Below are 21387 nucleotides of genomic sequence, written 5' to 3' on the forward strand. Positions count from 1 at the left end.
CATGTGCAGGTCTATGAATAGCCGGATGCAGGAGAGAGGCGTGCACAAGAAACTGGGAATCAAAGGCCGCGTGTTGATGCTGACCTTGCTGCCGACCAGCCTGATGGCATTGGTCCTGGGCGGCTATTTTACCTGGATGCAGCAATCGGACCTGCAAACCCAACTGCTGAAGCACGGTGAAATGCTCACCGAGCAACTCGCCCCGTTGGTGGCCCCGGCCATGGGCCACCAGGACAATGAGTTGCTCGAACGTATCGCCACTCAGGCCCTGGAGCATCCGGATGTGCGCGCAGTCACCTTCCTGGCGCCCGACCGCACTCTCCTGGCCCATGCCGGCCCGACGATGCTCAATGCGGCGCCTTCGGGCGACGGCACGCAGATGCTGCGCCGCAGCGGCAACGATGCGACACGTTACCTGCTTCCCGTGTTCGGCAAACACCGCAATCTGGCGGGCGACGTGATCCCCGAAGAAGCGGAACGCCTGCTGGGCTGGGTGGAAATCGAACTGTCGCACAACGGCATGCTGTTACGCGGTTACCGCAGCCTGTTCGCCAGCCTGCTGCTGATCGGTATCGGGCTGCTGGGCGCGGCACTGCTGGCGTTACGCATGGGCCGCACGATCAATCGCCCGTTGGGCCAGATCAAGCAAGCGGTGGCCCAGCTCAAGGACGGGCATCTGGAAACCCGCCTGCCACCCCTGGGCAGCCAGGAACTGGACGAGCTGGCCTCCGGCATCAACCGCATGGCCGGCACCCTGCAAAACGCCCAGGAAGAATTGCAGCACAGCATCGACCAGGCCACCGAAGACGTGCGCCAGAACCTGGAAACCATCGAGATCCAGAACATCGAACTGGACCTGGCGCGCAAGGAAGCCCTGGAAGCGAGCCGGATCAAGTCCGAATTCCTCGCCAACATGAGCCATGAAATCCGCACACCACTCAACGGCATCCTCGGCTTCACCCACCTGCTGCAGAAAAGCGAACTGACACCGCGTCAGCTGGACTATCTGGGCACCATCGAAAAATCCGCCGACAGCCTGCTGGGGATCATCAACGAGATCCTCGACTTCTCGAAGATCGAGGCCGGCAAGCTGGTCCTGGACCATATTCCATTCAACCTGCGCGACTTGATACAGGACACGCTGACCATCCTCGCCCCTGCCGCCCACGCCAAGCAGCTGGAGCTGGTGAGCCTGGTTTATCGCGACACACCGCTGTCCCTGGTGGGCGATCCGCTGCGGCTCAAGCAGATTCTCACCAACCTTGTGAGCAACGCGATCAAGTTCACCCGTGAAGGCACCATCGTCGCCCGTGCCATGCTCGAAGAAGATCACGACGACACCGTGCAACTGCGCATCAGCATTCAAGACACCGGCATCGGCCTGTCGAGCCAGGACGTGCGCGCCCTGTTCCAGGCCTTCAGCCAGGCGGACAATTCACTGTCGCGCCAACCTGGCGGTACAGGCCTGGGGCTGGTGATTTCCAAGCGTCTTATCGAACAGATGGGCGGCGAAATCGGCGTAGACAGCACGCCGGGCGAAGGTTCGGAATTCTGGATCAGCCTGAGCCTGCCCAAAACCCGTGACGATGCCGAAGACCTGCCCGCAGCGCCGCTGTTCGGCCGCCGCGTGGCGGTGCTGGAAAACCACGAACTGGCCAGGCAGGCGTTGCAGCATCAACTGGAAGACTGCGGCCTCTCGGTCATCCCGTTCAATACCCTGGAAAGTCTGACCAACGGGGTTACCAGCGCCCATCAGACCGATCAGGCCATCGATCTGGCGGTGCTGGGAATTACCAGCAACGATATGCCGCCGGAGCGCCTCAACCAGCATATCTGGGACCTCGAACACCTCGGCTGCAAAGTGCTGGTACTGTGCCCGACCACTGAACAGACGCTGTTCCATCTCTCGGTGCCCAACCCGCACAGCCAGCTTCAGGCCAAACCGGCCTGCACCCGCAAACTGCGCCGGGCCCTGTCCGATCTGGTCAGCCCGCGCCCCCCGCGCAGCGAGCCTGGCGAACCGCTGTCCAGCCGTGCGCCGAAGGTGCTGTGCGTCGACGACAACCCGGCCAACCTGCTGTTGGTGCAGACCCTGCTCGAAGACATGGGGGCCAAGGTGCTCGCCGTGGACAGCGGTTACGCTGCGATCAAGGCGGTTCAGCACGAGACATTCGACCTAGTGCTGATGGACGTACAGATGCCGGGCATGGACGGACGCCAGAGCACCGAGGCGATCCGTCTATGGGAGAGTGAACGGCACTGCACACCGCTACCGATCATCGCCCTCACCGCCCACGCCATGGCCAACGAAAAACGCGCACTGCTGCAAAGCGGCATGGACGACTACCTGACCAAACCGATCAGCGAACGGCAATTGGCGCAGGTCGTGTTGAAGTGGAGTGGCCTGGCGCTGCGCGATCACCGCCTGGATCGCGCCAGTGATAGCCATGGTGGAACCCATGACCTGCTGGTGCTCGATCACGAAGAAGGTTTGCGCCTGGCCGCCGGCAAGGCGGATCTGGCGGCGGACATGCTGGCAATGCTGCTGGCGTCACTGGAAGCCGACCGCGAAGCCATACGTAGCGCTCGCCACGCCGCCGACCATAACGCGCTGATCGAACGGGTGCATCGCCTGCATGGTGCGACGCGTTATTGCGGCGTACCGCAATTGCGCGCCGCCTGCCAGCGCAGCGAGACCCTGCTCAAGCAACAGGACCCGAAAGCTGCCATTGCCCTGGAAGAGCTGGACCGGGCAATCAATCGCCTGGCTGCCCAGTCGCGCATGAATGCTTGATTCACAGCAATGGCGTTGCCACGCAACCGCGTAAACTCAACGCAAACCCTGTAGGAGCGAGCCTGCTCGCGAAAAACCTGAGGGCGCCGCGGGCATTCAGGATGCCCGCATTATCGTTGTCGTCCATCGTCGGAACGCCGCCCGGAGCAAACTCGCTCCTACAGGAACCGGACAAGGAGGAAGTCATGCGTACGATTCTTTTCAGCAGCCAGACCTACGACCAGGACAGCTTCCTCGGTGCCCAGCTACCGGCTGGCATCGAACTGCATTTTCAGACCGCACGCCTGAGTCTGGACACTGCAGCGCTGGCCCAGGGTCATGAAGTGGTCTGCGCGTTCATCAACGATGACCTGAGCGCCGCCGTGCTCGAACGCCTGGCCGCCGGTGGCACCCGCCTGATTGCATTGCGCTCGGCCGGTTTCAACCACGTCGACCTGCCGACGGCAAAGCGCCTGGGGCTGACCATCGTGCGCGTTCCTGCCTATTCGCCCCACGCGGTGGCCGAGCATGCGGTAGCGCTGATCCTGGCGCTCAATCGCCGCCTGCACCGCGCCTACAATCGCACCCGCGAAGGGGATTTCAGCCTGCACGGGCTGACCGGCTTCGATCTGCGGGGCAAGACTGTCGGCGTGGTCGGCACCGGACAGATCGGCGCGACCTTCGCCAAAATCATGAACGGTTTCGGCTGCCAGTTGCTCGCTTACGACCCGTACCCCAACCCACAGGTCGAAGCCCTCGGCGCGCGGTACCTGAGCCTGCCGCAATTGCTGGCCGAGTCGCAGATCATCAGCCTGCACTGCCCGCTCAACGAGCAGAGCAAGCACTTGATCAACCGCCAGTCACTGGCCCACATGCAACCGGGAGCAATGCTGATCAACACCGGGCGTGGTGGCCTGGTCGACACGCCGGCCCTGATCGATGCCTTGAAGGACGGTCGCCTGGGTTATCTGGGGCTGGATGTTTATGAAGAAGAAGCACAACTGTTCTTCGAGGACCGCTCCGACCTGCCGCTGCAAGACGATGTGCTGGCAAGGTTGCTGACCTTCCCGAATGTGATCGTCACGGCGCACCAGGCATTTCTGACCCGTGAAGCACTGGGAGCGATTGCAGATACCACCCTGCAGAACATCGCGGCCTGGGCGGCGGGCACGCCACAAAATCAGGTTCCAGACGACTGAAACGGATCGAAGGTCATCCTCCTGCGCGATACCGCGTGTTAGCCCGTGCTAGCATATCGCGCATATTTGGAGGACCCATGGTCGAACACGATTTCCGCTACAGCCTGATGAACCCGCAACACACCCTCACTGAATGCCGCGCTCTGGTGCCGGGGCGTTACCAAGTCACCGGCAACGGCGGCTCGATTCGCAACAACGACGTGCTGGTAGTGACCCTCAAAGGAGCCAAGGACCTGTCCATGCGCCTGACCGTCGAAACCGTTCGCCACTTGATCAACCCGCCCGGTCAATGGGTCGCGGTGGCCAGCGGTCCGGTGTTCGGTGAACTGGCGATCCACACCTGGCAAGTCAATTGCGACAGCTGCGCCAAAGAGCTGAGCTTCGAGTTTGCGGTCGACGCCAAACTGGGCAACAAGGCTGAAAAGCCTGCGGCCACCGCGCGGATCGCCGAGTTGGGCTGGACCAGCGTCGCCGAGAAACACCTGTGCCCGAAATGCCAGGAGCCCGCGTGATGAAACACCTCGCTCTGACCGGTATGGTCGGCGCCAGTCTGCTGGGCTGCGCCGCCGATCCGGTGCAGCTCGAACAGAACCGCAGCTACATCCTGGAGTGGATCGGTGAGCGTCCGTTGATGGACTACAGCCACCTGACCATCACCCTCGGAGCAGACGGCCGGGCCTACGGTAACGGCGGCTGCAACCACTGGTTCGCCCCATACACCCTTGAAGGCAACAAGCTGAGCTTCGGCAAAGTCGGCAGCACCCGCAAGCTCTGCGCGCCGGCGCTGATGGAACAGGAGAAGCGTTTCCTGCAAGCGCTGGAGAATGTGCAGCGCTGGGACGTCTCGTCGATCGACCAGATGCGCTTCTGGCCGGCTGAAGGCAAGCCGTTAAGGTGGTGGCTGGAAGAGGGTTGAGCCGGTAGACCGCTGGCCCTCACCCTAACCCTCTTCCAAGGGGAGAGGGGACCGACGGAGTCGTTCTTTCGCTGTACATCGACCTGAACGACCGAGTCGAACTCAGGTTCGAAAGCCCCCCTCTCCCACGGGAGGGCTGGGGTGAGGGGAGGCTCTTTACACTCCCCCGTCAATTCTTCGCCTGCAACGCCTCGAGCTTCGCCATCACCCCCGCCGCCGTCTGCTCACCCATCAACTGCTCACGCACCTTGCCCTTGTCATCGATGATGTAGGTCACCGGCAACGCCTCGCTGCGTGGCAATTCGAACAGTTCGGCAGGGTCCTGGGCCAGCACGGTGAACCTGATCCCGAGCTTCTCGCTCGCGCTTTTCAGCTCTTCGCCCTGCACATTGTCGAAATTGACCCCGAATACCCCGATCTTCTTGTCCTTGAGCTGCTCGGCCAATGTGTTCAATTCAGGAATCTCGGTTCGGCACGGGCCACACCATTCGGCCCAGTAATTGAGCACCAGCCATTTGTCGTCCAGACGCTCGGCGACTACTTTCTGACCGTTCTGGTCGATGCCATAGTCATTACCGCAGCCCCCCAGCATCAACGTCCCGATGATCGTCAATGCTGCTGCCAGTCGCCTAGTCATGTCGTATTCCTTGTGAAAAATTGAATGCGCCTGCGACCCATCGCCTCTCAAGGTTCTGGAATGCGCGCTGCACAGTTAGAATAGCCGCCACCTTACGCAAGATGCGACCCGCTCATGACCGATCTGACGCTTTATCACAATCCGCGCTGCTCGAAATCGCGCGGTGCGCTCGAACTGCTCGAAGCCCGCGGCCTGACTCCGACCGTGGTGCGCTACCTGGAAACTCCGCTGAACGACGCACAAATCCACAGCCTGCTGGGTAAGCTCGGCCTGAGCGCCAGGCAACTGCTGCGCACCGGCGAAGACGAGTACAAAGCCCTCAACCTGGCCGACAGCAGCCTGAGCGAAACGCAATTGATCGCTGCCATCGCCGCCCACCCGAAATTGATGGAACGTCCGATTCTTGAAGTCGGCGACAAAGCCGTCATTGGCCGCCCACCGGAGCAAATCCTGGAACTGTTGCCATGAGTGCGCCGTACATTCTGGTTCTGTACTACAGCCGCAACGGCTCGACCAACGAAATGGCCCGGCAGATTGCCCGGGGCGTCGAACAGGCCGGGCTGGAAGCGCGGTTGCGCACGGTGCCGGCGATTTCCACCGAATGCGAAGCTGTGTCACCGGACATTCCGGATGAAGGCGCGCTGTACGCCAGCCTCGACGACCTGAAAAACTGCGCCGGCCTGGCGCTTGGCAGCCCGACCCGCTTCGGCAACATGGCGGCGCCGCTCAAGTACTTCCTCGATGGCACCAGCAACCTGTGGCTGACTGGCGCGCTGGTGGGCAAACCCGCCGGTGTGTTCACCTCCACGGCGAGCCTGCACGGCGGTCAGGAAACCACCCTGCTGTCGATGATGCTGCCATTGCTGCACCACGGCATGCTGATCACCGGCCTGCCCTACAGCGAGTCGGCGCTGCTGGAAACCCGTGGCGGCGGCACGCCGTATGGCGCCAGTCATCACGCCGGGGCGGACGGTAAGCTCGGTTTGAATGAACATGAAGTGGCGCTATGCCGGGCGCTGGGCCTGCGGTTGGCGAAGACTGCACAGAAACTGGAGAGCTGAGGTGGCGAAAAAGCCGAAGATTCTGCCCGCCATCGAGTGGCTGGAGCCCCGGGTGCGGGCGATGCGCATCATCAGTCTGCTGTGCTTTTTCGGCCTGGCGGGACTGCTCTGCGTTTACTACCTGTTGGTCGCCGATCTGCATGGCGCGCGCCCCTGGGTGATCCTGCTGATCGAACTGGTGCCGCTGCTGCTGTTGGCGCCGGGGATGATCGTCGGCAGTGCCCGGGGGCATTCGTGGATGTGTTTTGTGGTGAACCTGTATTTCATCAAGGGTGCACTGGCCGCCTACGATCCGAACCGGCAGATCTTCGGTTTGCTGGAGATGGGCGCGAGCCTGGCGGTGTTCTGCTCGGCACTGATGTATGTGCGCTGGCGGTATCAGTTGAACCGCAAGCTGGCTGGCGAGGGCGAAATTTCCGTCGCCTGACACATTGCAATCGCCAGCAGGCTGGCTCCCACAGGGGACCTGTGTATGCCGCAGATCCCAGCCTGCTGGCGATTGGCCGGTCTCAATGGTTAACGGTGTAAGCCAGCATCATCGAAATCTGGCTCATCGGCCGGCCGCCACTTTGCTCATGCCACTGGTTGAACACATCCTGCACCAACGCCAGGTCGCGCAGGCTGCTCGGCACCTTGTCGATGATCTTCTGCGCATTCAACGCCGCCACCACGTCATAGCTCGGCACAAAAGTATCCTTGCCGACCATGCGCAGGAAGCGTGGAGCTGACAGACCGCCCAGCTGGTGACCGCGTTTTTTCAGGAAGGTCCAGAGCCCGACAATATCGGTCACCGGCCACTCAGCGATCAACTCACCAAAACTGCCCTTTTCATGGGCAATGTCCAGCAGGAACTGCGCGTTGCGCGGCACGCTCTTGAGCTTGCCCAGATGGCGGATGATCCGCGTGTCCTGCATCAGGCGTTCGAGGTGCTCGGCGCTCATCAGCACGACCTTTTCCGGATCGAAGCGGAAAAACACTTCCTCAAAGGCCGGCCATTTGGCGTCCACCAGGCTGTGCTTGAGCCCGGCCCGAAAAACGCGCAAAGCCATGGTCGAGAGGTAACGGTCGTCGCTGATCTTGCGCAATTGCGCGGACGTCTTGGGAACGGGCAGATGGGCTTCCAGCTCTGCTGCCGAACCGAAGCGGTTCAAGCAGTATTCATTCAGCCACTTGTAGTCGCGCATGCCCTCTCCTGAAAGTTGAAACGAAGCAAAAAACTTGTGGGAGCGGGCTTGCTCGCGAATGCGTAGTGTCAGTCGACAAATATGTTGAAGACACTACGCATTCGCGAGCAAGCCCGCTCCCACAGGTTAGATCAGAGGTTTACAACATTGACGAACCGCGAGGCCGCCGTTTCGTCGATCTTGAGGCTGGTGAAGTCGAACAGATTACGGTCCGCCAATTGCGAGGGGATCACGTTCTGCAGGCTGCGGAATATGCTCTCGGTACGACCCGGGGTCTTGCGTTCCCAATCCTGCAGCATGTCCTTGACCACCTGCCGCTGCAGGTTTTCCTGGGAACCACAGAGGTTGCACGGGATGATCGGGAACTGCTTGAGGTCCGAATAGGCCTGGATATCTTTTTCGTTGCAGTAGGCCAGCGGGCGGATCACCACGTTGCGACCGTCATCGGCGCGCAGTTTTGGCGGCATGGCCTTGAGCGAACCGTTGAAGAACATGTTGAGGAAGAAGGTTTCGACGATGTCGTCACGGTGGTGACCGAGCGCCATCTTGGTCGCACCGATTTCGTCGGCGAAAGTGTAGAGCGTGCCACGACGCAGGCGCGAGCACAGCGAACAGGTGGTCTTGCCTTCCGGGATCAGCTCCTTGACCACCGAGTAGGTGTCTTTCTCGACAATGTGATACTCGATGCCCAGTTCCTTGAGGTAGGCCGGCAGCACATGCTCGGGGAAACCTGGCTGCTTCTGGTCCATGTTCACGGCCACGATCTCGAACTTGATCGGGGCGACCTTCTGCAAGTGCATCAGCACATCGAGCATGGTGTAGCTGTCCTTGCCTCCGGACAGGCAGACCATGACCTTGTCGCCGTCTTCAATCATATTGAAATCGGCGACAGCCTCACCGGCCTGACGGCGAAGGCGCTTTTGCAGTTTGTTCTGGTTGACCGTAAGAGTGCCCATGACGCGAAATCCGTGAGGTGTGACGAAAGGCCGGCATTTTACGCAAAAATCCGAACCTGTGCAGAGCTGCCGAACACAGCCGGCTCCTGCGGTGACTCTACAGACACAACCGCGATTACCTGGGGGCTTTACAGCGCAATTTGCTCTAAGCCCTCGGGGGAACTCCTTTCTATACTGCGACATAAGGTCGCACGAGACCTGCAACTTACTTGGCCACCTTGGCCCGTAGGCGCTCCGCTGGGGGGCGACGGTAAAAACAAGAGGAGTGACTGGCATGATCCATCACGTAGTGGGGCTCTTCACCCACCCTGACCAAGAATGGAAAGATATTCGTGGCGACCAGGAGGAAAGCATCAGCCACATGTACTTGACCCATACCCTCATCCTGGCAGCGATTCCCGCAGTGTCGGCCTTTATCGGCACCACGCAGGTCGGCTGGGTGATCGGCAATCGGCCACCGGTGATGCTGACCATGGAGAGTGCGCTGTGGATGACGGTCATGTCGTATCTGGCAATGATCGGTGGAGTCGCGGTGATGGGCGCGTTCATCCACTGGATGGCTCGCACCTATGACGCCAATCCGAGCCTGGCACGCTGCATTGCTTTTGCCACCTATACCGCGACCCCTCTGTTCATCGGTGGCCTCGCGGCCCTGTATCCGCACCTGTGGCTGGGGATGATCGTCGGCACCGCGGCCATCTGCTACACGGTGTACCTGCTCTATGTCGGGCTACCAACGTTCATGAACATTCCATCCGACGAGGGCTTCCTGTTTTCCAGTTCGGTGCTCGCCGTTGGCCTGGTGGTGCTGGTGGCCATCATGGCATTCACCGTGATTGTCTGGGGACTCGGCGTGGGCCCGGTCTATACCAATTAGCAACTCACCACAAAAAACTCAGATCTGCCGACACAGGCCGCCGCAAGGCGTAATGCTGTTCACTTAAGCTGGGGCACACACTTGTGGCGAGGGGGCTTGCCCCCGTTGGGCTGCGGAGCGGCCCCAAAACCAGCCATCGAGGAGTATCAGGTACACCGCGTGTGATGGTTTTACGACTGCTCCGCAGCCGAACGGGGCGGTGCGGCGGTCCGACAAGCCCCCTCGCCACAAAGTGTGCTACCCGCTTAAGTTAACAGCATTAGCCGCAAGGCGGCCTTTTCGTTCCCCGGTTAATCGCAAGGTGAATAACCATTCGGCGCCCGGACGATTCGCAAGGCCCCAAGGTTGCGGCATACTCGATTGCTCTGGAGATCCATCAAGCATGCCCGAGCAACTCAATACTCGCGTCGAAGACTGCTTCCAACAAGCCGAATCCTTTTTCAAACGATCGTTCAAACGCCCGGTGGTCAGCCTCAAGTTGCGCGGGCAAAAAGCCGGTGTCGCCCACCTGCACGAAAACCTGCTGCGCTTCAATCCACAGCTGTACCGGGAAAACAGCGAAGACTTCCTCAAGCAGACGGTGGCCCACGAAGTCGCGCACCTGATCGCCCATCAATTGTTCGGCGACCGCATCCAGCCCCACGGCGAAGAGTGGCAATTAATCATGCGCGGCGTGTATGAACTGCCGCCCAATCGCTGCCACACCTACGACGTCAAGCGCCGCAGCGTGACCCGCTATATCTACAAGTGCCCGTGCGCCGACAGCGACTTTCCCTTCTCGGCCCAGCGCCATGGTTTGGTGAGAAAGGGGCGGCGGTATTTGTGCCGGCGCTGTCGCAATACGCTGGTGTTCAGTGGGGAGATGCGGGTTGAGTAAAGCAGATTTGCGGTGTCTGGTCGGGCCCCATCGCGAGCAGGCTCGCTCCCACATTGGATTTCTATCAGACGCAAATTTTGTGTACGGCGCAGAACCCGTGTGGGAGCGAGCCTGCTCGCGATGGGGCCAGAGCAGGCGCTAGAGAATTACCTTGGCTCGCCGCAATTGCTCAATCCGCTGCGCACTGAACCCCAACTCCCCCAACACCTGATCGGTATGTTGCCCCAGCGCCGCGCCAATATGCCGAGGCTCAGGCAAACCTTGCGAAAACTTCAACGGACACGCCATCTGCGCCTGGCTCGAACCATCACCTCGCGGCACTTGCGTCACCAGTTCCCGCGCCTGCAACTGCGGATGCAGCACTGCCTCGCCCAGACTCAACACCGGCTCGACGCAGGCATCAAGTTCGGCGAACAACGCGCATAAATCGGCGAAGTCGTGCTTTTCGAACTCGACCTTCAGCGCGTCCTTGAGCTTTTTCTGCTGCGCCGGTTGCGCTGACAGACCCAGACTGGCCAGTTCCTCCAGCCCCAGCGCCGCGCACAACGGTTTCATGAATGCCGGTTCCAGGCTACCCACCGACAGCCAGCGCCCATCCCGGGAGCGGTAGTAGTCGTAGAAACTGCCGCCATTGAGGAGCTGGTCCTCCGGCCCCGGCTCAACGCCACAGGCCAGATACCCGGCACCCGACATGGCGTTGAGGCTGAACGCACAGTCGGTCATGCTCACATCCAGATGCTGACCCAGACCGCTTTGCTGCCGGGCGATGACCGCCGCCAGCAGGCCGATCACCCCGTGCAGCGACCCACCGGCGACATCCGCCACCTGCATACCCAATGGCAGCGGCCCCGCGTCGGCACGACCGGTGTAGCTCGCCAGCCCGGCCAGCGCCAGATAATTGATGTCATGGCCGGCGCGGTCCTTATAGGGGCCGGTCTGACCGTAACCGGTAATCGACACATAGATCAGCTTCGGATTGATCGCCTTCAGGGCTTCATAGCCCAGGCCCAATCGATCCATGACGCCAGGGCGGAACTGCTCGAGCACGATGTCGTAGTCTTCGAGCAACTGCTTGATCACCTCCAGTGCCTCAGGCTGCTTGAGGTCCAGGGCAAGGCTGCGTTTGTTGCGATTGAGATAGGCATGGCTGGCCGACACCCCGTGATCCTGGGGCGGCAGGACCCGCAGCAGGTCCATGCGGGTCGGCGATTCGATGCGCAACACCTCGGCGCCCATGTCCGCCAGCAGCAAGGAGGCGAACGGCCCCGGCAGCAATGTCGAGAAATCCAGAACCTTGAGTGACGCCAGTGGACCGAGCATGAGAATTCTCCCTTTACGATGCCCCAGCCTAGGCAGCCGAGGGCGTTGCGGCAATCACCTTATGCGCCAGTTGCAATGACCGTAACGTTCAAATCCTGCTCATGAAAAAACCCGCCGAAGCGGGTTTTTCATTGCAGCCTGTCTTACTTGACGTTGCTCGGGGTCGGGCCCTCGGCCACACCCAGGTCGTCTTGCTCACGCTCGTCGGCGATGCCGCGACCGCCGGAAGCCAGTTCCGCTTGCAGCACGTCGGTATCCAGCTCCTTGACCCATTTGGCCACAACGATGGTCGCAACCGCGTTGCCCACCAGGTTGGTCAGGGCCCGGGCTTCGGACATGAAGCGGTCGATACCGAGGATCAGCGCCAGGCCGGCAACCGGCAGGTGGCCCACGGCGGACAGGGTGGCAGCCAGGACGATGAAACCGCTACCGGTCACGCCCGCAGCCCCTTTGGAGGACAACAGCAGTACCACCAACAGCGTGATCTGGTGGGTGAGGTCCATCTGAGTGTCGGTTGCCTGGGCAATGAACACCGCCGCCATGGTCAGGTAGATCGCCGTACCGTCGAGGTTGAACGAGTAACCAGTCGGGATCACCAGGCCAACTACGGACTTCTGCGCGCCCAGGCGTTCCATTTTGATCAGCATGCGTGGCAGCACCGACTCCGAAGAGGAAGTACCCAGTACGATCAGCAGTTCCTCACGGATGTAGCGGATCATCTTCAACACGCTGAAGCCGTGCATACGGGCAATCGAACCCAGCACGATCAGGATGAACAACAGGCAGGTGATGTAGAAGCAGATCATCAACTGGCCCAGTTGCACCAGCGAGCCGACGCCGTAGGCACCGATGGTGAACGCCATGGCACCAAAGGCACCCAGTGGCGCGAGCTTCATGATCATGTTGATGATGTTGAACATCACGTGGGCGAAGCGATCGATAAAGTCCAGCAGTGGCTTGCCGTAGGCGCCCAGGCGATGCAGGGCGAAACCGAAGATCACCGAGAACATCAACACTTGCAGGATGTCACCGGTGGCGAATGCGCCGACGATGGTGTTCGGGATCACATTGAGGAGGAAGCCGACAACGCTTTGATCAGCACTGGCTGCGACGTAGCTGGCGATTTTCGAGGTGTCCAGGGTCGTTACGTCGATATGCATGCCGTCGCCCGGTTGCACGATGTTGACCACAACCAGCCCCACCAGCAGGGCAATGGTCGACACGATCTCGAAGTACAGCAACGCATACCCGCCGGTCTTGCCCACTGACTTCATGTTCTGCATGCCGGCAATACCGCTGACCACGGTACAGAAGATGATCGGGGCGATGATCATCTTGATCAGCTTGATGAACCCGTCACCCAGCGGCTTTACGGCCACACCGAGCTGTGGATAGAAGTGACCGAGCAAAATACCGATGACAATTGCAACGATCACCTGGAAATACAGGGATTTGTACAGTGGCTGACGAGTCGTCATTGCAAAGTTCCTCAAGGGTGCCCGGTGACAACATCCATCTGTTGCACGTGACACCTCAATTGCGAACCCTCCTGCACTGGAGGGATTTGTTTTTCCGAGCTGCACCATGGCAGGCATCTGCTCATGGCATCGCAAGGCCCGTGCCACTTAATGCGAAAACTCCGCCAGCCTCATGCCATCAAGGGTTGCAGGGTTTCCCAGGTCGCCTGACAGTTACATCCAGGTGGCGGATATCCGCCCTTCCACTAAAACCGGTCCTGCAAATTGGCGGATATCCGCCCTGTTCACACCAGCTGCCGAGCAGCTACCATCCGTCGCTCAATGGATGGATCTGCCTGTTATGCGCGAACGTACCATCGCCAGTCATTTCGCCCGGGCCGCTCTCGGCGGTGCGCGTCGGCACGGCTACGATTATTCGGGTCTGTTGCAGCAACTGGGGATCAGTCCCGAGTTGCTCCAGGAGCCCAGGGCGCGCATTGCGCCAGAGCAGTTCACCCAACTGATACAAGGGTTATGGCTGGCACTGGACGACGAATACCTGGGGTTTGGGCAAGCCCCAAGCAGACCAGGCAGCTTCGCGATGATGTGTCATGCCGTGATTCACTGCCGCAATCTGGAAAAGGCACTGCGTCGCGGCTTATTGTTTTATAGCCTATTCCCCGGGGCTCCGCGCCTGACCCTGAGCCAGGAGGACGATTGGGTGTGCCTGAGCCTGGACGACTCACAACTGTGGGACCCGGACCACTTCCTCAGCGAGAGTCTGCTGGTGATATGGCACCGCTTCGGCAGCTGGCTGATCGGCCAGCGCATCCGTCTGGAGCAGGCCACCTTCGGTTACCCCAGGCCCGACCACGGTGCCGAATACGATTTACTGTTCTCCTGCCCGCTCGAGTTTTCCACTGACCGCAGCAGCCTGCGCTTTCACAGTCGCTACCTGAACATGCCACTGCTACAGGACGAACGTACGCTCAAGCACTTCCTTGAGCGCTCCCCCGCCGACCTGTTGTCGCGCCCCGACGACGGCGACAGCCTGACCAGTCAGTTGCGGCGCCTGCTCAACCGCGACAGTTCGCACTGGCCGGATCTGGAAGCCGTGGCGGCACATCTGCACATCAGCCCGCAGACATTGCGCAGGCACCTGCGTGAGGAAGGTTCCAGTTTTCAGGAGCTGAAGGATCAGTTGCGCCGGGATATCGCGATTTATCACCTGAACCGCGCCGATTTGTCATTGCAACAGATTGCCGAACAACTCGGCTTTTCCGAGCCTTCGGCGTTTCACCGCGCGTTCAAGAAGTGGACAGGGCTTACACCGGGCGCCTATCGGGCGCAGGAAATGTAGGAGCACCGCTGCACGCCAGGCTCCTGCGAGGGTTGACGCGACAGGCTCGCGCCTGAATCACGCCACCGGAAAATGGATCCTGAACGCCGCCCCGCCCATCGACGAGTCCTCCAGGGTCAGCTTGGCGTTGTAACTCTCGATGATGTCCTTGACCACCGCCAGGCCAATCCCCTGCCCCGGATGCTGACGATCCAGGCGTTCACCACGTTGCAGGATTCGCGCGCGCTGATCCTGTGGTACACCGGGACCGTCGTCCTCGACACACAATTCGATGCCGCCAAGGGTTTGGCGCACGCTGATACGAATTTCACCGAGGCACAGGCGATAGGCGTTTTCCAGCAGATTACCCAGCATTTCCAGCAAGGCCCCCTGCTCGATCGGCACATAACAGGGCTCCGGCAGATCAAAAGCGACTTTCACCCGTTTGTCGCGGTAGACCTTGTCCAGCGTATCGCACAGACTTTGCAGCACCGGCCGTAGCCGCACCTGATGCCGCACCAGACCGCTTTTGCGCAGGCTGGCGCGCTGCAACTGATAGCTGATCTGCTGACTCATGCGTTCGATCTGGGTCTGCAGCACCCAGGCCTGATCACGATCTTCCGGACGCTGAGCCATGTCCTCGCTGACACCTTGCAGCACCGCCAGCGGAGTTTTCAGGCTGTGGGCCAGATCATCGAGAGAGTCCCGATAGCGGCTGCGCTGCTCACGTTCGCTGTGCAGCAGACGGTTCAGGGAACCGGTCAGGCGCAACAGTTCCCGGGGATGCTCTTCACTGAGGCTTTCGCGCGTACCGCCTTCGATCTGGTCCAGTTCCTGGCTCAAGCGACGCAACGCCTGCAGGCCCCAGGTCAAACCTATCCACAGCAACGCCAGCAGCACCAGCAATGCAGCGCCGAAGCCCAGATAGAGATTTTCCCGCAGTCCTTCGAGGGTAATTTCGTACTCGCGAACCGGTTGCAGCGCAACAATGCTGAACGCAGCACTCTTGCCGCCCAGCAATTTGACCTCGACGTCATAGACGAAGAATTCCTGGCCGTTGGCTTCGCGGATTCGCGCGAACTCATTGCCACGTCCGTCATAACGCGGCTTGTAATTGATGTGCTCTTCCTGGGTGGCTTTCGAGCGCCAAACCAGTTGACCTTCGCGGTCGTAGATGTAGCCGAGCAAACGGCTGTCGGTGAGGTTGAAACGCTCGTCAGGCAATTGCGCCGGCATCTGCAGGCCGTTGTTTTCAACCCGGGCGGCGGAAATCAGCGTGGTGACATCCGACGCCAGGCGCTGCTCGATGGAATCCTGCAGCGCCAGACTGAACGCGCCCTGCATCGCTGGCAACAACGCCAGCATGAACAACACCGCCAGGAGCGTGGCGGCGAGCATCAGACGAACGCGAAGCGAGCGAATCAAGTGCAACGCTCATTGAACAGATAACCGAGGCCTCGAACGGTATCGATCGGTTTAAACCCCGCCGGGGCTTCCAGTTTACGGCGCAGGCGGCCGACCAATACCTCGATCACGTTCGGATCACGCTCATCGTCATCCGGGTAGAGTTGCTCCATCAGACGATCCTTGGGCACCACCTGCTGATGGTGGCGCATCAAATACTCGAGGATGCGATATTCATACGCGGTCAACGCCAGGGGTTGTTCGTCGAGGGACGCCTGTTTGCGATTGAGATCGAGCAACAAGGGGCCGGCGACAATGGTCGACTGGGTGAATCCGCTGGAGCGACGCAGCAAGGCATTCAGCCGGGCGTCCAGCTCTTCGAACTGGAACGGCTTGACCACGTAATCGTCGGCACCGGCGGCCAGGCCCTCGACCTTGTCTTGCCAGTTGCCTCGAGCCGTAAGGATCAGGATCGGAAAGGTCTTGCCCGAGGAGCGCAGTTGTCGGATCAGGTCGAGGCCGCCCATTCCCGGCAGGCCCAGGTCAATCACCGCCAGGTCGTGGTTGAACTGCTGTGTCTGATACAGCGCCTCTTCGGCATTGGCAACGGACTCGACCACATGACCACTATCGGTCAAGCGGGTTTGCAGGTGATGACGCAATAGCGCTTCATCCTCGACGACCAGCAATTTCATAACGCTCTCCAGGCAAATCAACATCTGCAAAGGTGCGACAGTGTACCTCGGCGGCTAACAGGACTATGCCGGATCAGCCACTGAGGCGATCCGGCGCAGACCATTGCAATACACTTTTTAGAAAGCGAAGTTGGCTGCCAGGTAAGTCTGGGCGCTGCTGGTCAGATCCAGCGAACCTTGTTTGCTGCCACTGCGCTGAACCATCTCGGTGCTGGCATTGCTGCGCAGGTAACGATAACCCAGTTCAACCGACGTGTTTTTTGAAACCTGTTGCAGGACACCGACTTGTCCGCCCAGGGCGTATCCGATGTTGCTGTCGCGGCTGAAGCCAGACGACTCCTGTGTCAGCTTGGTCAGACCGGCAGTGGCACCGCCGAACAGCTTGGTGTCGCTGCCTACCGGATAGAACAGGTCGTAGCTGCCCAGGAGGTTTTCCTGACGCAGTTTAATGCCATTGTGCGAGCCCGACACGTTGTCGTAAGTAGCGTAGTAGCGGCCCTGACTGTTTTGCTGACCCGCACGCACACCCCAGGTGGTGTCCTTGCCGATCACGCCATCGGCGTTCGGGCTATTGAGGTTATCGTTCAGTGCGTGGGACTTTTTCACTTTGTCACTGGTCTGTCCAAGCGTAAGGCCCGCGAAGTTATCGTTGGCCTGAACGGCGGCACTGGCGCCCATTACGGTGAAAGCCAGAAGCAGATTCTTCAATGTAGTCATTGGTGTCGTTCCTGTTGGGGGTAGTTGTTTTTGGGTACGGGGCAAGATTACCCACGGAGCCCTGAACTCCCCCTGAACGCACTCTGAACCTGGGCTGAACCAACCCGGCCTGAATGTCTCAATAGTTTTCAACAGGAGAATTGAGCTTGGCGGTACACGATTTCAGAACTACCCACCGCCAAGGCAACCCGGCAAAATACCCGCCATGAATCATGTCCCCGCCCTGCCCCTCTGCTGCACCCCACTCGATGACCATTGGCCGTTGCCTTTGCTGCTGCCGGATACAGTGCTGTTGAGTACTCATTTCGACAGTTTGCAATTGGCGCCTGATGACTTCCAGCGCAGTGCTGTCGAGGTGCCGGCGAGCATCCAGCGTTCGGTCGCCAAACGCCGGGCGGAGTTTCTTGCCGGACGGGTTTGCGCCCGGGCCGCATTGCAGCGACTGGAAGGATTGAACTTCACTCCCGCCATAGGTGAGGACCGCGCTCCGGTCTGGCCGGACCATATCGCAGGTTCGATCACCCATAGCACCGGCCGGGCAGCTGCAATCGTCGCCAACAAGCGCCATTGGCGCGGCTTGGGCATGGACCTGGAAAACCTGTTGAATGCCGAACGGGCCGAGCGCCTGGCCGGGGAAATCCTCAACCCCGCGGAGCTACAGCGCATGGCGGCCGGACCCCGAGACCATCTGGCCCTGCTGGTAACCCTGACCTTCTCGGTCAAGGAAAGCCTGTTCAAGGCGCTTTATCCGATCGTTGAGCAGCGTTTTTATTTTGAACATGCCGAAGTGCTGGAGTGGCACGAGACGGGGGAAGTACGCTTGCGCTTGTTGACCGACCTGTCCAATGAATGGCGCAATGGCACCGAACTGGATGCGCAGTTCGCAGTCAGGGACGGGCAGTTGTTGAGTCTGGTAAGCATCAAGGCCTGAAGTCTATCAGGGCGCTGAAAACCCCCAGGTCGCAACGCACACACAAATATCAACGTCGCTCCTGATTCCTCGGCCAGCTCAAACTGAAACACGCCCCACCCAGGCTTTTACTCTTGCCGACCAAGGCGCGCCCGTCATGCCAATGGATGATCCGCCGCACGATCGACAACCCCAGCCCATGCCCACCCGAAGCACGGGTGCGACTGTCGTCCAGGCGCAGGAATGGCGTGAAGATTTTTTCCCACGCCGACTCCGGCACACCCGGCCCGTCATCTTCGATATCCACCCGACAACGTTGCTGCCCGACCTGGTAACTGATGGTCACCCGTGATTGCGCGTGACGCATGGCGTTGGTCACCAGGTTCTGGATCGCCCGGTGCAGGTAGCGCGGTTCGGCCTCGACCCAGGCGTCGTCGCAATCGGCGGCCGACAGGCACAAGCCCCGTTGCACCGTGACCTGTGCACGCAAGGGCGCGAGTTCCTCGATCACTTGATTGACCAAGGCGTCCAGATCGATACGCTGAAAATTCAGCGCCGGCGAACCCTGCTCCAGCCGCGCGTACGTCAGCATCTCGTCCACCAAGCGGTCGAGATCCTCGATGTCGTTGTCCATGCCCTGACAGTATTTTTCCAGGGCTTGCGGCGTGGTGGCCGAGCCGATCATTTCCAGGCCAAAACGCAGGCGCGCCACCGGCGTGCGCAACTCGTGGGATACCGCGCGCACCAGTTCACGCTGGATCGCGAGCAACTGTTGCAAGTGCTCGGCCATCCCGTTGAATGCCGACGCCAGGCGCCCCACCGAGTCGGCGCCGCGGGTCGGCACACGGGTTTCCAGGCTGCCCTGGGCGATGCGCGTCGCGGCGGCTTCGAGGCCCCGCAAGCGCCGCTCCAATTGGCGCACCAGCAGGTAGACAATCAAACCGATCAGCGTCAACCCGAGCGCGGCAATCAGCACCAACCACTCAGGCGGATAAGGATTCATCTGATACAACGGACCGATTTCCAGGACCCACGGCGTGCCGACCATGCCGGCGAACACGCGGATCGAGTCGCCGCCCTTGCCCAGCGCCATCACGGTGTCCCCCTCGGACACCCGGCGGCTCTGGTCCTCGTCCATGTCCGCTTCATCCACCGTGACCAGCCGCAGGTCGAAGCCGAACCCCTTGCTTTCCTTCAATTGCGCCAGGCGCATGGGCTGATCGGCTACCGGGGTGCGCACCAGTTCATCGGTCAACAGGTAGATGGTCGCCCGGGCCAGTTGTTCGCTGATCTGCTGCACTTCCCCGGTGAGCATCAACTGTTCCTTGTCGCTGACCAGCTTGTATACCTTCGCCGCATGCGGGCCGATCTGTTCGACCAATGCCTGGCCGCGTAACACACGAGTGCGCTGGGTCAGGTCAAGGTCGGTTTCGGCAAAGGTTTTCAGCCCCAGCGGAATCCCCAGCAGCCGTTCCCACACCAGCAAGGCCCGGTGGCGCTCGGTCTGGTTCATCGGTTGCAAGTTGTCGGCCATCAGCGAAAACGTGCCGTGGGCCAGACGCTCGCGGTACTGCTCGCTGCGAACCTGGTTGAGCAGATGCAAGGCCAGCACGCCCAGCACCGCCACCAGAATCAGCGCGGCGCACATGCCGCCATAGATGCGCAGGAAGATTGAATTCACAGGGACGGGTCTACGCAGGCTTCGGGCACGAACAGATAGCCTTTGCTACGCACGGTCTTGATCAGGCGCGGGTGCTCCGGGTCGTCGCCGATCTTGGGGCGGATGCGCGAAATGCGCACGTCGATGGAACGGTCCTGACCGTCATAACCGATGCCCCGCAACGCGGTGAAGATTTCTTCCCGGGACAGGATGCGCCCGGCATTGGCAACCAGCAGCCAGAGCAAGTCGAACTCTGCGCTGGTCAGTTCGATGCCGTTGCCCTGCAACCAGGCCTCGCGCAAAGCGTTATCCACGATCAGTGGACCGAACTGCAGGCGCCGTTGTTTTTCCGGGATTGCCTCAGGGGTTTCGCTGCGTCGCAATAGAGCCTGGATACGCGCCAGCAACAGGCGCGGGCGCACCGGTTTGCACACATAGTCATCGGCACCCAGGTCCAGGCCAAGGATCTGGTCGGTGTCATCGGTGCGGGCGGTGAGCATCAGGATCGGACCGTCATACCGGGCGCGGACCTTGCGACAAATGCTCAGGCCGTCTTCACCCGGGAGCATCAGGTCGAGGATCACCAGGTCCGGCTGCTCATTGATGATGCGTGCCGCGGCCAGTGCGCCATCACCTTCGATTGAAACACGCAGGCCATTGGCCTCCAGGTAATCGCGGGTCAGTTCGGCCAGTCGCTGGTCGTCCTCCACAATCAATACCTGCCAGGCTTCTTGTTCCACGGTGACCTCTGCTTGCCAAAAACACTAATAAGGAAGGATCCGCCCGTCTTTTTGTAATGATTGGGGAGGATAAAACGCTGTACATGCTGGCCGATTGTATAAACGCCACCCGCCGAGAACACAAGCGGGCAAATGCGTTCGGACAACGAGCTCTTTTGTGATAGGGTTCGCGCCCTTAAAAATCAGAACGACTGTTTTCGATCATTGAAAACCAGTGAAAAACAGTCCGCTCCAGCTAGGTCGCGGCCTACACGCCCGTTCGCTCTTTCACACACAATTTACGCACAGGTTTATCCACAGGTAGTACGTTGCAACCCCCTCCAAAACGCATTATCTTGTACCTCGGCGCTAAAAAAACCCTACATGTAGGGTTTTAGCTTAAAAGCCCAACCACATTTCAGACCACAAACTCAAGCGCTTTTATTGCCAGTTTATGGTTGAACCAAGCACGTTTTTACAAGCCCAAACCGCGTGCGCGGAGGGCACCGTTTTTTCTGGCCAGAAGGGTCAAAACGGTACGGGTGTTGCAGTCATCACTGACACCCCAGAAAGGAATCCGGCCTCGAGCCCAGGCTCGCGGCCAAAGACTTCGGCAAGGAAGCGGCATCATTAGCCTTTTTCCTACTGTCCCGAAGTTGTTATGCCCGGCCCCACGCCGGTTGTAG

At 60.3% G+C, this 21387-nt stretch carries 21 protein-coding genes; 11 read left to right on the forward strand and 10 right to left on the reverse strand.

Translation table 11 applies throughout. The features are described from left to right. Positions 1 to 40: 40 nt before the first annotated feature. The 4 genes from ASE98_RS07535 to ASE98_RS07555 all read left to right on the forward strand — a co-directional run bounded on the left by ASE98_RS07535 (position 41) and on the right by ASE98_RS07555 (position 4888). The gene (locus ASE98_RS07535) at positions 41 to 2794 is read left to right on the forward strand and encodes a response regulator (RefSeq protein ID WP_060540757.1); all 2754 of its coding nucleotides are present in this window, start codon (positions 41 to 43) and stop codon (positions 2792 to 2794) included. A 185-nt stretch (positions 2795 to 2979) separates the two neighbouring features. Continuing rightward, a complete protein-coding gene (locus tag ASE98_RS07545; protein WP_060540759.1) occupies positions 2980 to 3972 on the forward strand; it encodes a 2-hydroxyacid dehydrogenase in 993 nt (330 codons plus the stop codon). A gap of 77 nt (positions 3973 to 4049) precedes the next feature. Continuing rightward, positions 4050 to 4484, forward strand: a complete 435-nt coding sequence (locus ASE98_RS07550; protein ID WP_060540760.1) for a hypothetical protein — start codon at positions 4050 to 4052, stop codon at positions 4482 to 4484. Next, a complete protein-coding gene (locus ASE98_RS07555) occupies positions 4484 to 4888 on the forward strand; it encodes an META domain-containing protein (protein WP_060540761.1) in 405 nt (134 codons plus the stop codon). The genes ASE98_RS07550 and ASE98_RS07555 overlap by 1 nt, the downstream gene beginning before the upstream one ends. Positions 4889 to 5057: 169 nt before the next feature. Here the strand turns inward: ASE98_RS07555 and ASE98_RS07560 are convergent, their stop codons facing one another. Then, on the reverse strand, positions 5058 to 5525 hold the full coding sequence (locus tag ASE98_RS07560; protein WP_060540762.1) for a TlpA disulfide reductase family protein: 468 nt from the start codon (positions 5523 to 5525) through the stop codon (positions 5058 to 5060). A 114-nt stretch (positions 5526 to 5639) separates the two neighbouring features. On the opposite strand from ASE98_RS07560, the gene arsC reads away from it, so the two are divergent. Genes arsC through ASE98_RS07575 form a run of 3 tightly spaced genes read left to right on the forward strand, consistent with a single transcriptional unit; the run spans position 5640 to position 7013 of the window. Continuing rightward, positions 5640 to 5993 carry an arsenate reductase (glutaredoxin) gene (gene arsC, locus ASE98_RS07565; protein ID WP_060540763.1) on the forward strand — a complete coding sequence of 118 codons (354 nt, stop codon included), beginning with the start codon at positions 5640 to 5642 and terminating at the stop codon, positions 5991 to 5993. After that, on the forward strand, positions 5990 to 6586 hold the full coding sequence (gene wrbA / locus ASE98_RS07570) for an NAD(P)H:quinone oxidoreductase (protein ID WP_060540764.1): 597 nt from the start codon (positions 5990 to 5992) through the stop codon (positions 6584 to 6586). The genes arsC and wrbA overlap by 4 nt, the downstream gene beginning before the upstream one ends. A 1-nt stretch (position 6587) precedes the next feature. Beyond that, a complete protein-coding gene (locus ASE98_RS07575; protein WP_060540765.1) occupies positions 6588 to 7013 on the forward strand; it encodes a DUF2069 domain-containing protein in 426 nt (141 codons plus the stop codon). A gap of 82 nt (positions 7014 to 7095) precedes the next feature. Here ASE98_RS07575 and ASE98_RS07580 read toward each other — a convergent pair whose 3' ends face one another. Together ASE98_RS07580 and ttcA are read right to left on the reverse strand one after the other, a co-directional pair. Next, complete coding sequence (locus tag ASE98_RS07580; protein ID WP_060540766.1) at positions 7096 to 7770, reverse strand: DNA-3-methyladenine glycosylase I; 675 nt, start codon at positions 7768 to 7770, stop codon at positions 7096 to 7098. Between the two features lie 131 nt (positions 7771 to 7901). Then, the gene (gene ttcA, locus ASE98_RS07585; RefSeq protein WP_060540767.1) at positions 7902 to 8726 is read right to left on the reverse strand and encodes a tRNA 2-thiocytidine(32) synthetase TtcA; all 825 of its coding nucleotides are present in this window, start codon (positions 8724 to 8726) and stop codon (positions 7902 to 7904) included. Positions 8727 to 9000: 274 nt separating this feature from the next. Here ttcA and ASE98_RS07590 point away from each other — a divergent pair, with 274 nt between their 5' ends. Further along, positions 9001 to 9603 carry a Yip1 family protein gene (locus tag ASE98_RS07590; RefSeq protein ID WP_060540768.1) on the forward strand — a complete coding sequence of 201 codons (603 nt, stop codon included), beginning with the start codon at positions 9001 to 9003 and terminating at the stop codon, positions 9601 to 9603. A gap of 382 nt (positions 9604 to 9985) precedes the next feature. After that, positions 9986 to 10480 carry a SprT family zinc-dependent metalloprotease gene (locus ASE98_RS07595; RefSeq protein ID WP_060540769.1) on the forward strand — a complete coding sequence of 165 codons (495 nt, stop codon included), beginning with the start codon at positions 9986 to 9988 and terminating at the stop codon, positions 10478 to 10480. A gap of 138 nt (positions 10481 to 10618) precedes the next feature. On the opposite strand, the gene ASE98_RS07600 is transcribed toward ASE98_RS07595, so the two are convergent. Further along, complete coding sequence (locus ASE98_RS07600) at positions 10619 to 11800, reverse strand: CaiB/BaiF CoA transferase family protein (protein WP_060540770.1); 1182 nt, start codon at positions 11798 to 11800, stop codon at positions 10619 to 10621. A gap of 143 nt (positions 11801 to 11943) precedes the next feature. Next, positions 11944 to 13278: a dicarboxylate/amino acid:cation symporter gene (locus ASE98_RS07605; protein WP_060540771.1), complete on the reverse strand. Its 1335-nt coding sequence runs from the start codon at positions 13276 to 13278 to the stop codon at positions 11944 to 11946. A gap of 340 nt (positions 13279 to 13618) precedes the next feature. Here ASE98_RS07605 and ASE98_RS07610 point away from each other — a divergent pair, with 340 nt between their 5' ends. After that, the gene (locus ASE98_RS07610; RefSeq protein ID WP_060540772.1) at positions 13619 to 14617 is read left to right on the forward strand and encodes an AraC family transcriptional regulator; all 999 of its coding nucleotides are present in this window, start codon (positions 13619 to 13621) and stop codon (positions 14615 to 14617) included. A gap of 57 nt (positions 14618 to 14674) precedes the next feature. Here ASE98_RS07610 and ASE98_RS07615 read toward each other — a convergent pair whose 3' ends face one another. From ASE98_RS07615 to ASE98_RS07625, 3 genes are all read right to left on the reverse strand, one after another. Then, positions 14675 to 16021, reverse strand: a complete 1347-nt coding sequence (locus ASE98_RS07615; RefSeq protein ID WP_060540773.1) for an ATP-binding protein — start codon at positions 16019 to 16021, stop codon at positions 14675 to 14677. Beyond that, on the reverse strand, positions 16018 to 16695 hold the full coding sequence (locus ASE98_RS07620) for a response regulator (RefSeq protein WP_060540774.1): 678 nt from the start codon (positions 16693 to 16695) through the stop codon (positions 16018 to 16020). Before ASE98_RS07620 ends, ASE98_RS07615 begins: the two co-directional genes overlap by 4 nt. A gap of 117 nt (positions 16696 to 16812) precedes the next feature. Next, on the reverse strand, positions 16813 to 17412 hold the full coding sequence (locus ASE98_RS07625; RefSeq protein ID WP_060540775.1) for an outer membrane beta-barrel protein: 600 nt from the start codon (positions 17410 to 17412) through the stop codon (positions 16813 to 16815). 205 nt (positions 17413 to 17617) lie between these two features. Here ASE98_RS07625 and ASE98_RS07630 point away from each other — a divergent pair, with 205 nt between their 5' ends. After that, entirely contained in the window at positions 17618 to 18343 is a 726-nt protein-coding gene (locus ASE98_RS07630; protein WP_201782592.1) for a 4'-phosphopantetheinyl transferase family protein, read from the forward strand. 49 nt (positions 18344 to 18392) lie between these two features. Here ASE98_RS07630 and ASE98_RS07635 read toward each other — a convergent pair whose 3' ends face one another. Both ASE98_RS07635 and ASE98_RS07640 read right to left on the reverse strand, forming a co-directional pair. Further along, positions 18393 to 20003, reverse strand: a complete 1611-nt coding sequence (locus ASE98_RS07635; protein WP_060540777.1) for an ATP-binding protein — start codon at positions 20001 to 20003, stop codon at positions 18393 to 18395. After that, positions 20000 to 20722, reverse strand: coding sequence for a winged helix-turn-helix domain-containing protein (locus ASE98_RS07640; RefSeq protein ID WP_060540778.1), 723 nt, complete (start codon positions 20720 to 20722; stop codon positions 20000 to 20002). Before ASE98_RS07640 ends, ASE98_RS07635 begins: the two co-directional genes overlap by 4 nt. Positions 20723 to 21387: the final 665 nt, after the last annotated feature.

It is taken from the genome of Pseudomonas sp. Leaf48 (assembly GCF_001421885.1).
Classification (GTDB): domain Bacteria; phylum Pseudomonadota; class Gammaproteobacteria; order Pseudomonadales; family Pseudomonadaceae; genus Aquipseudomonas.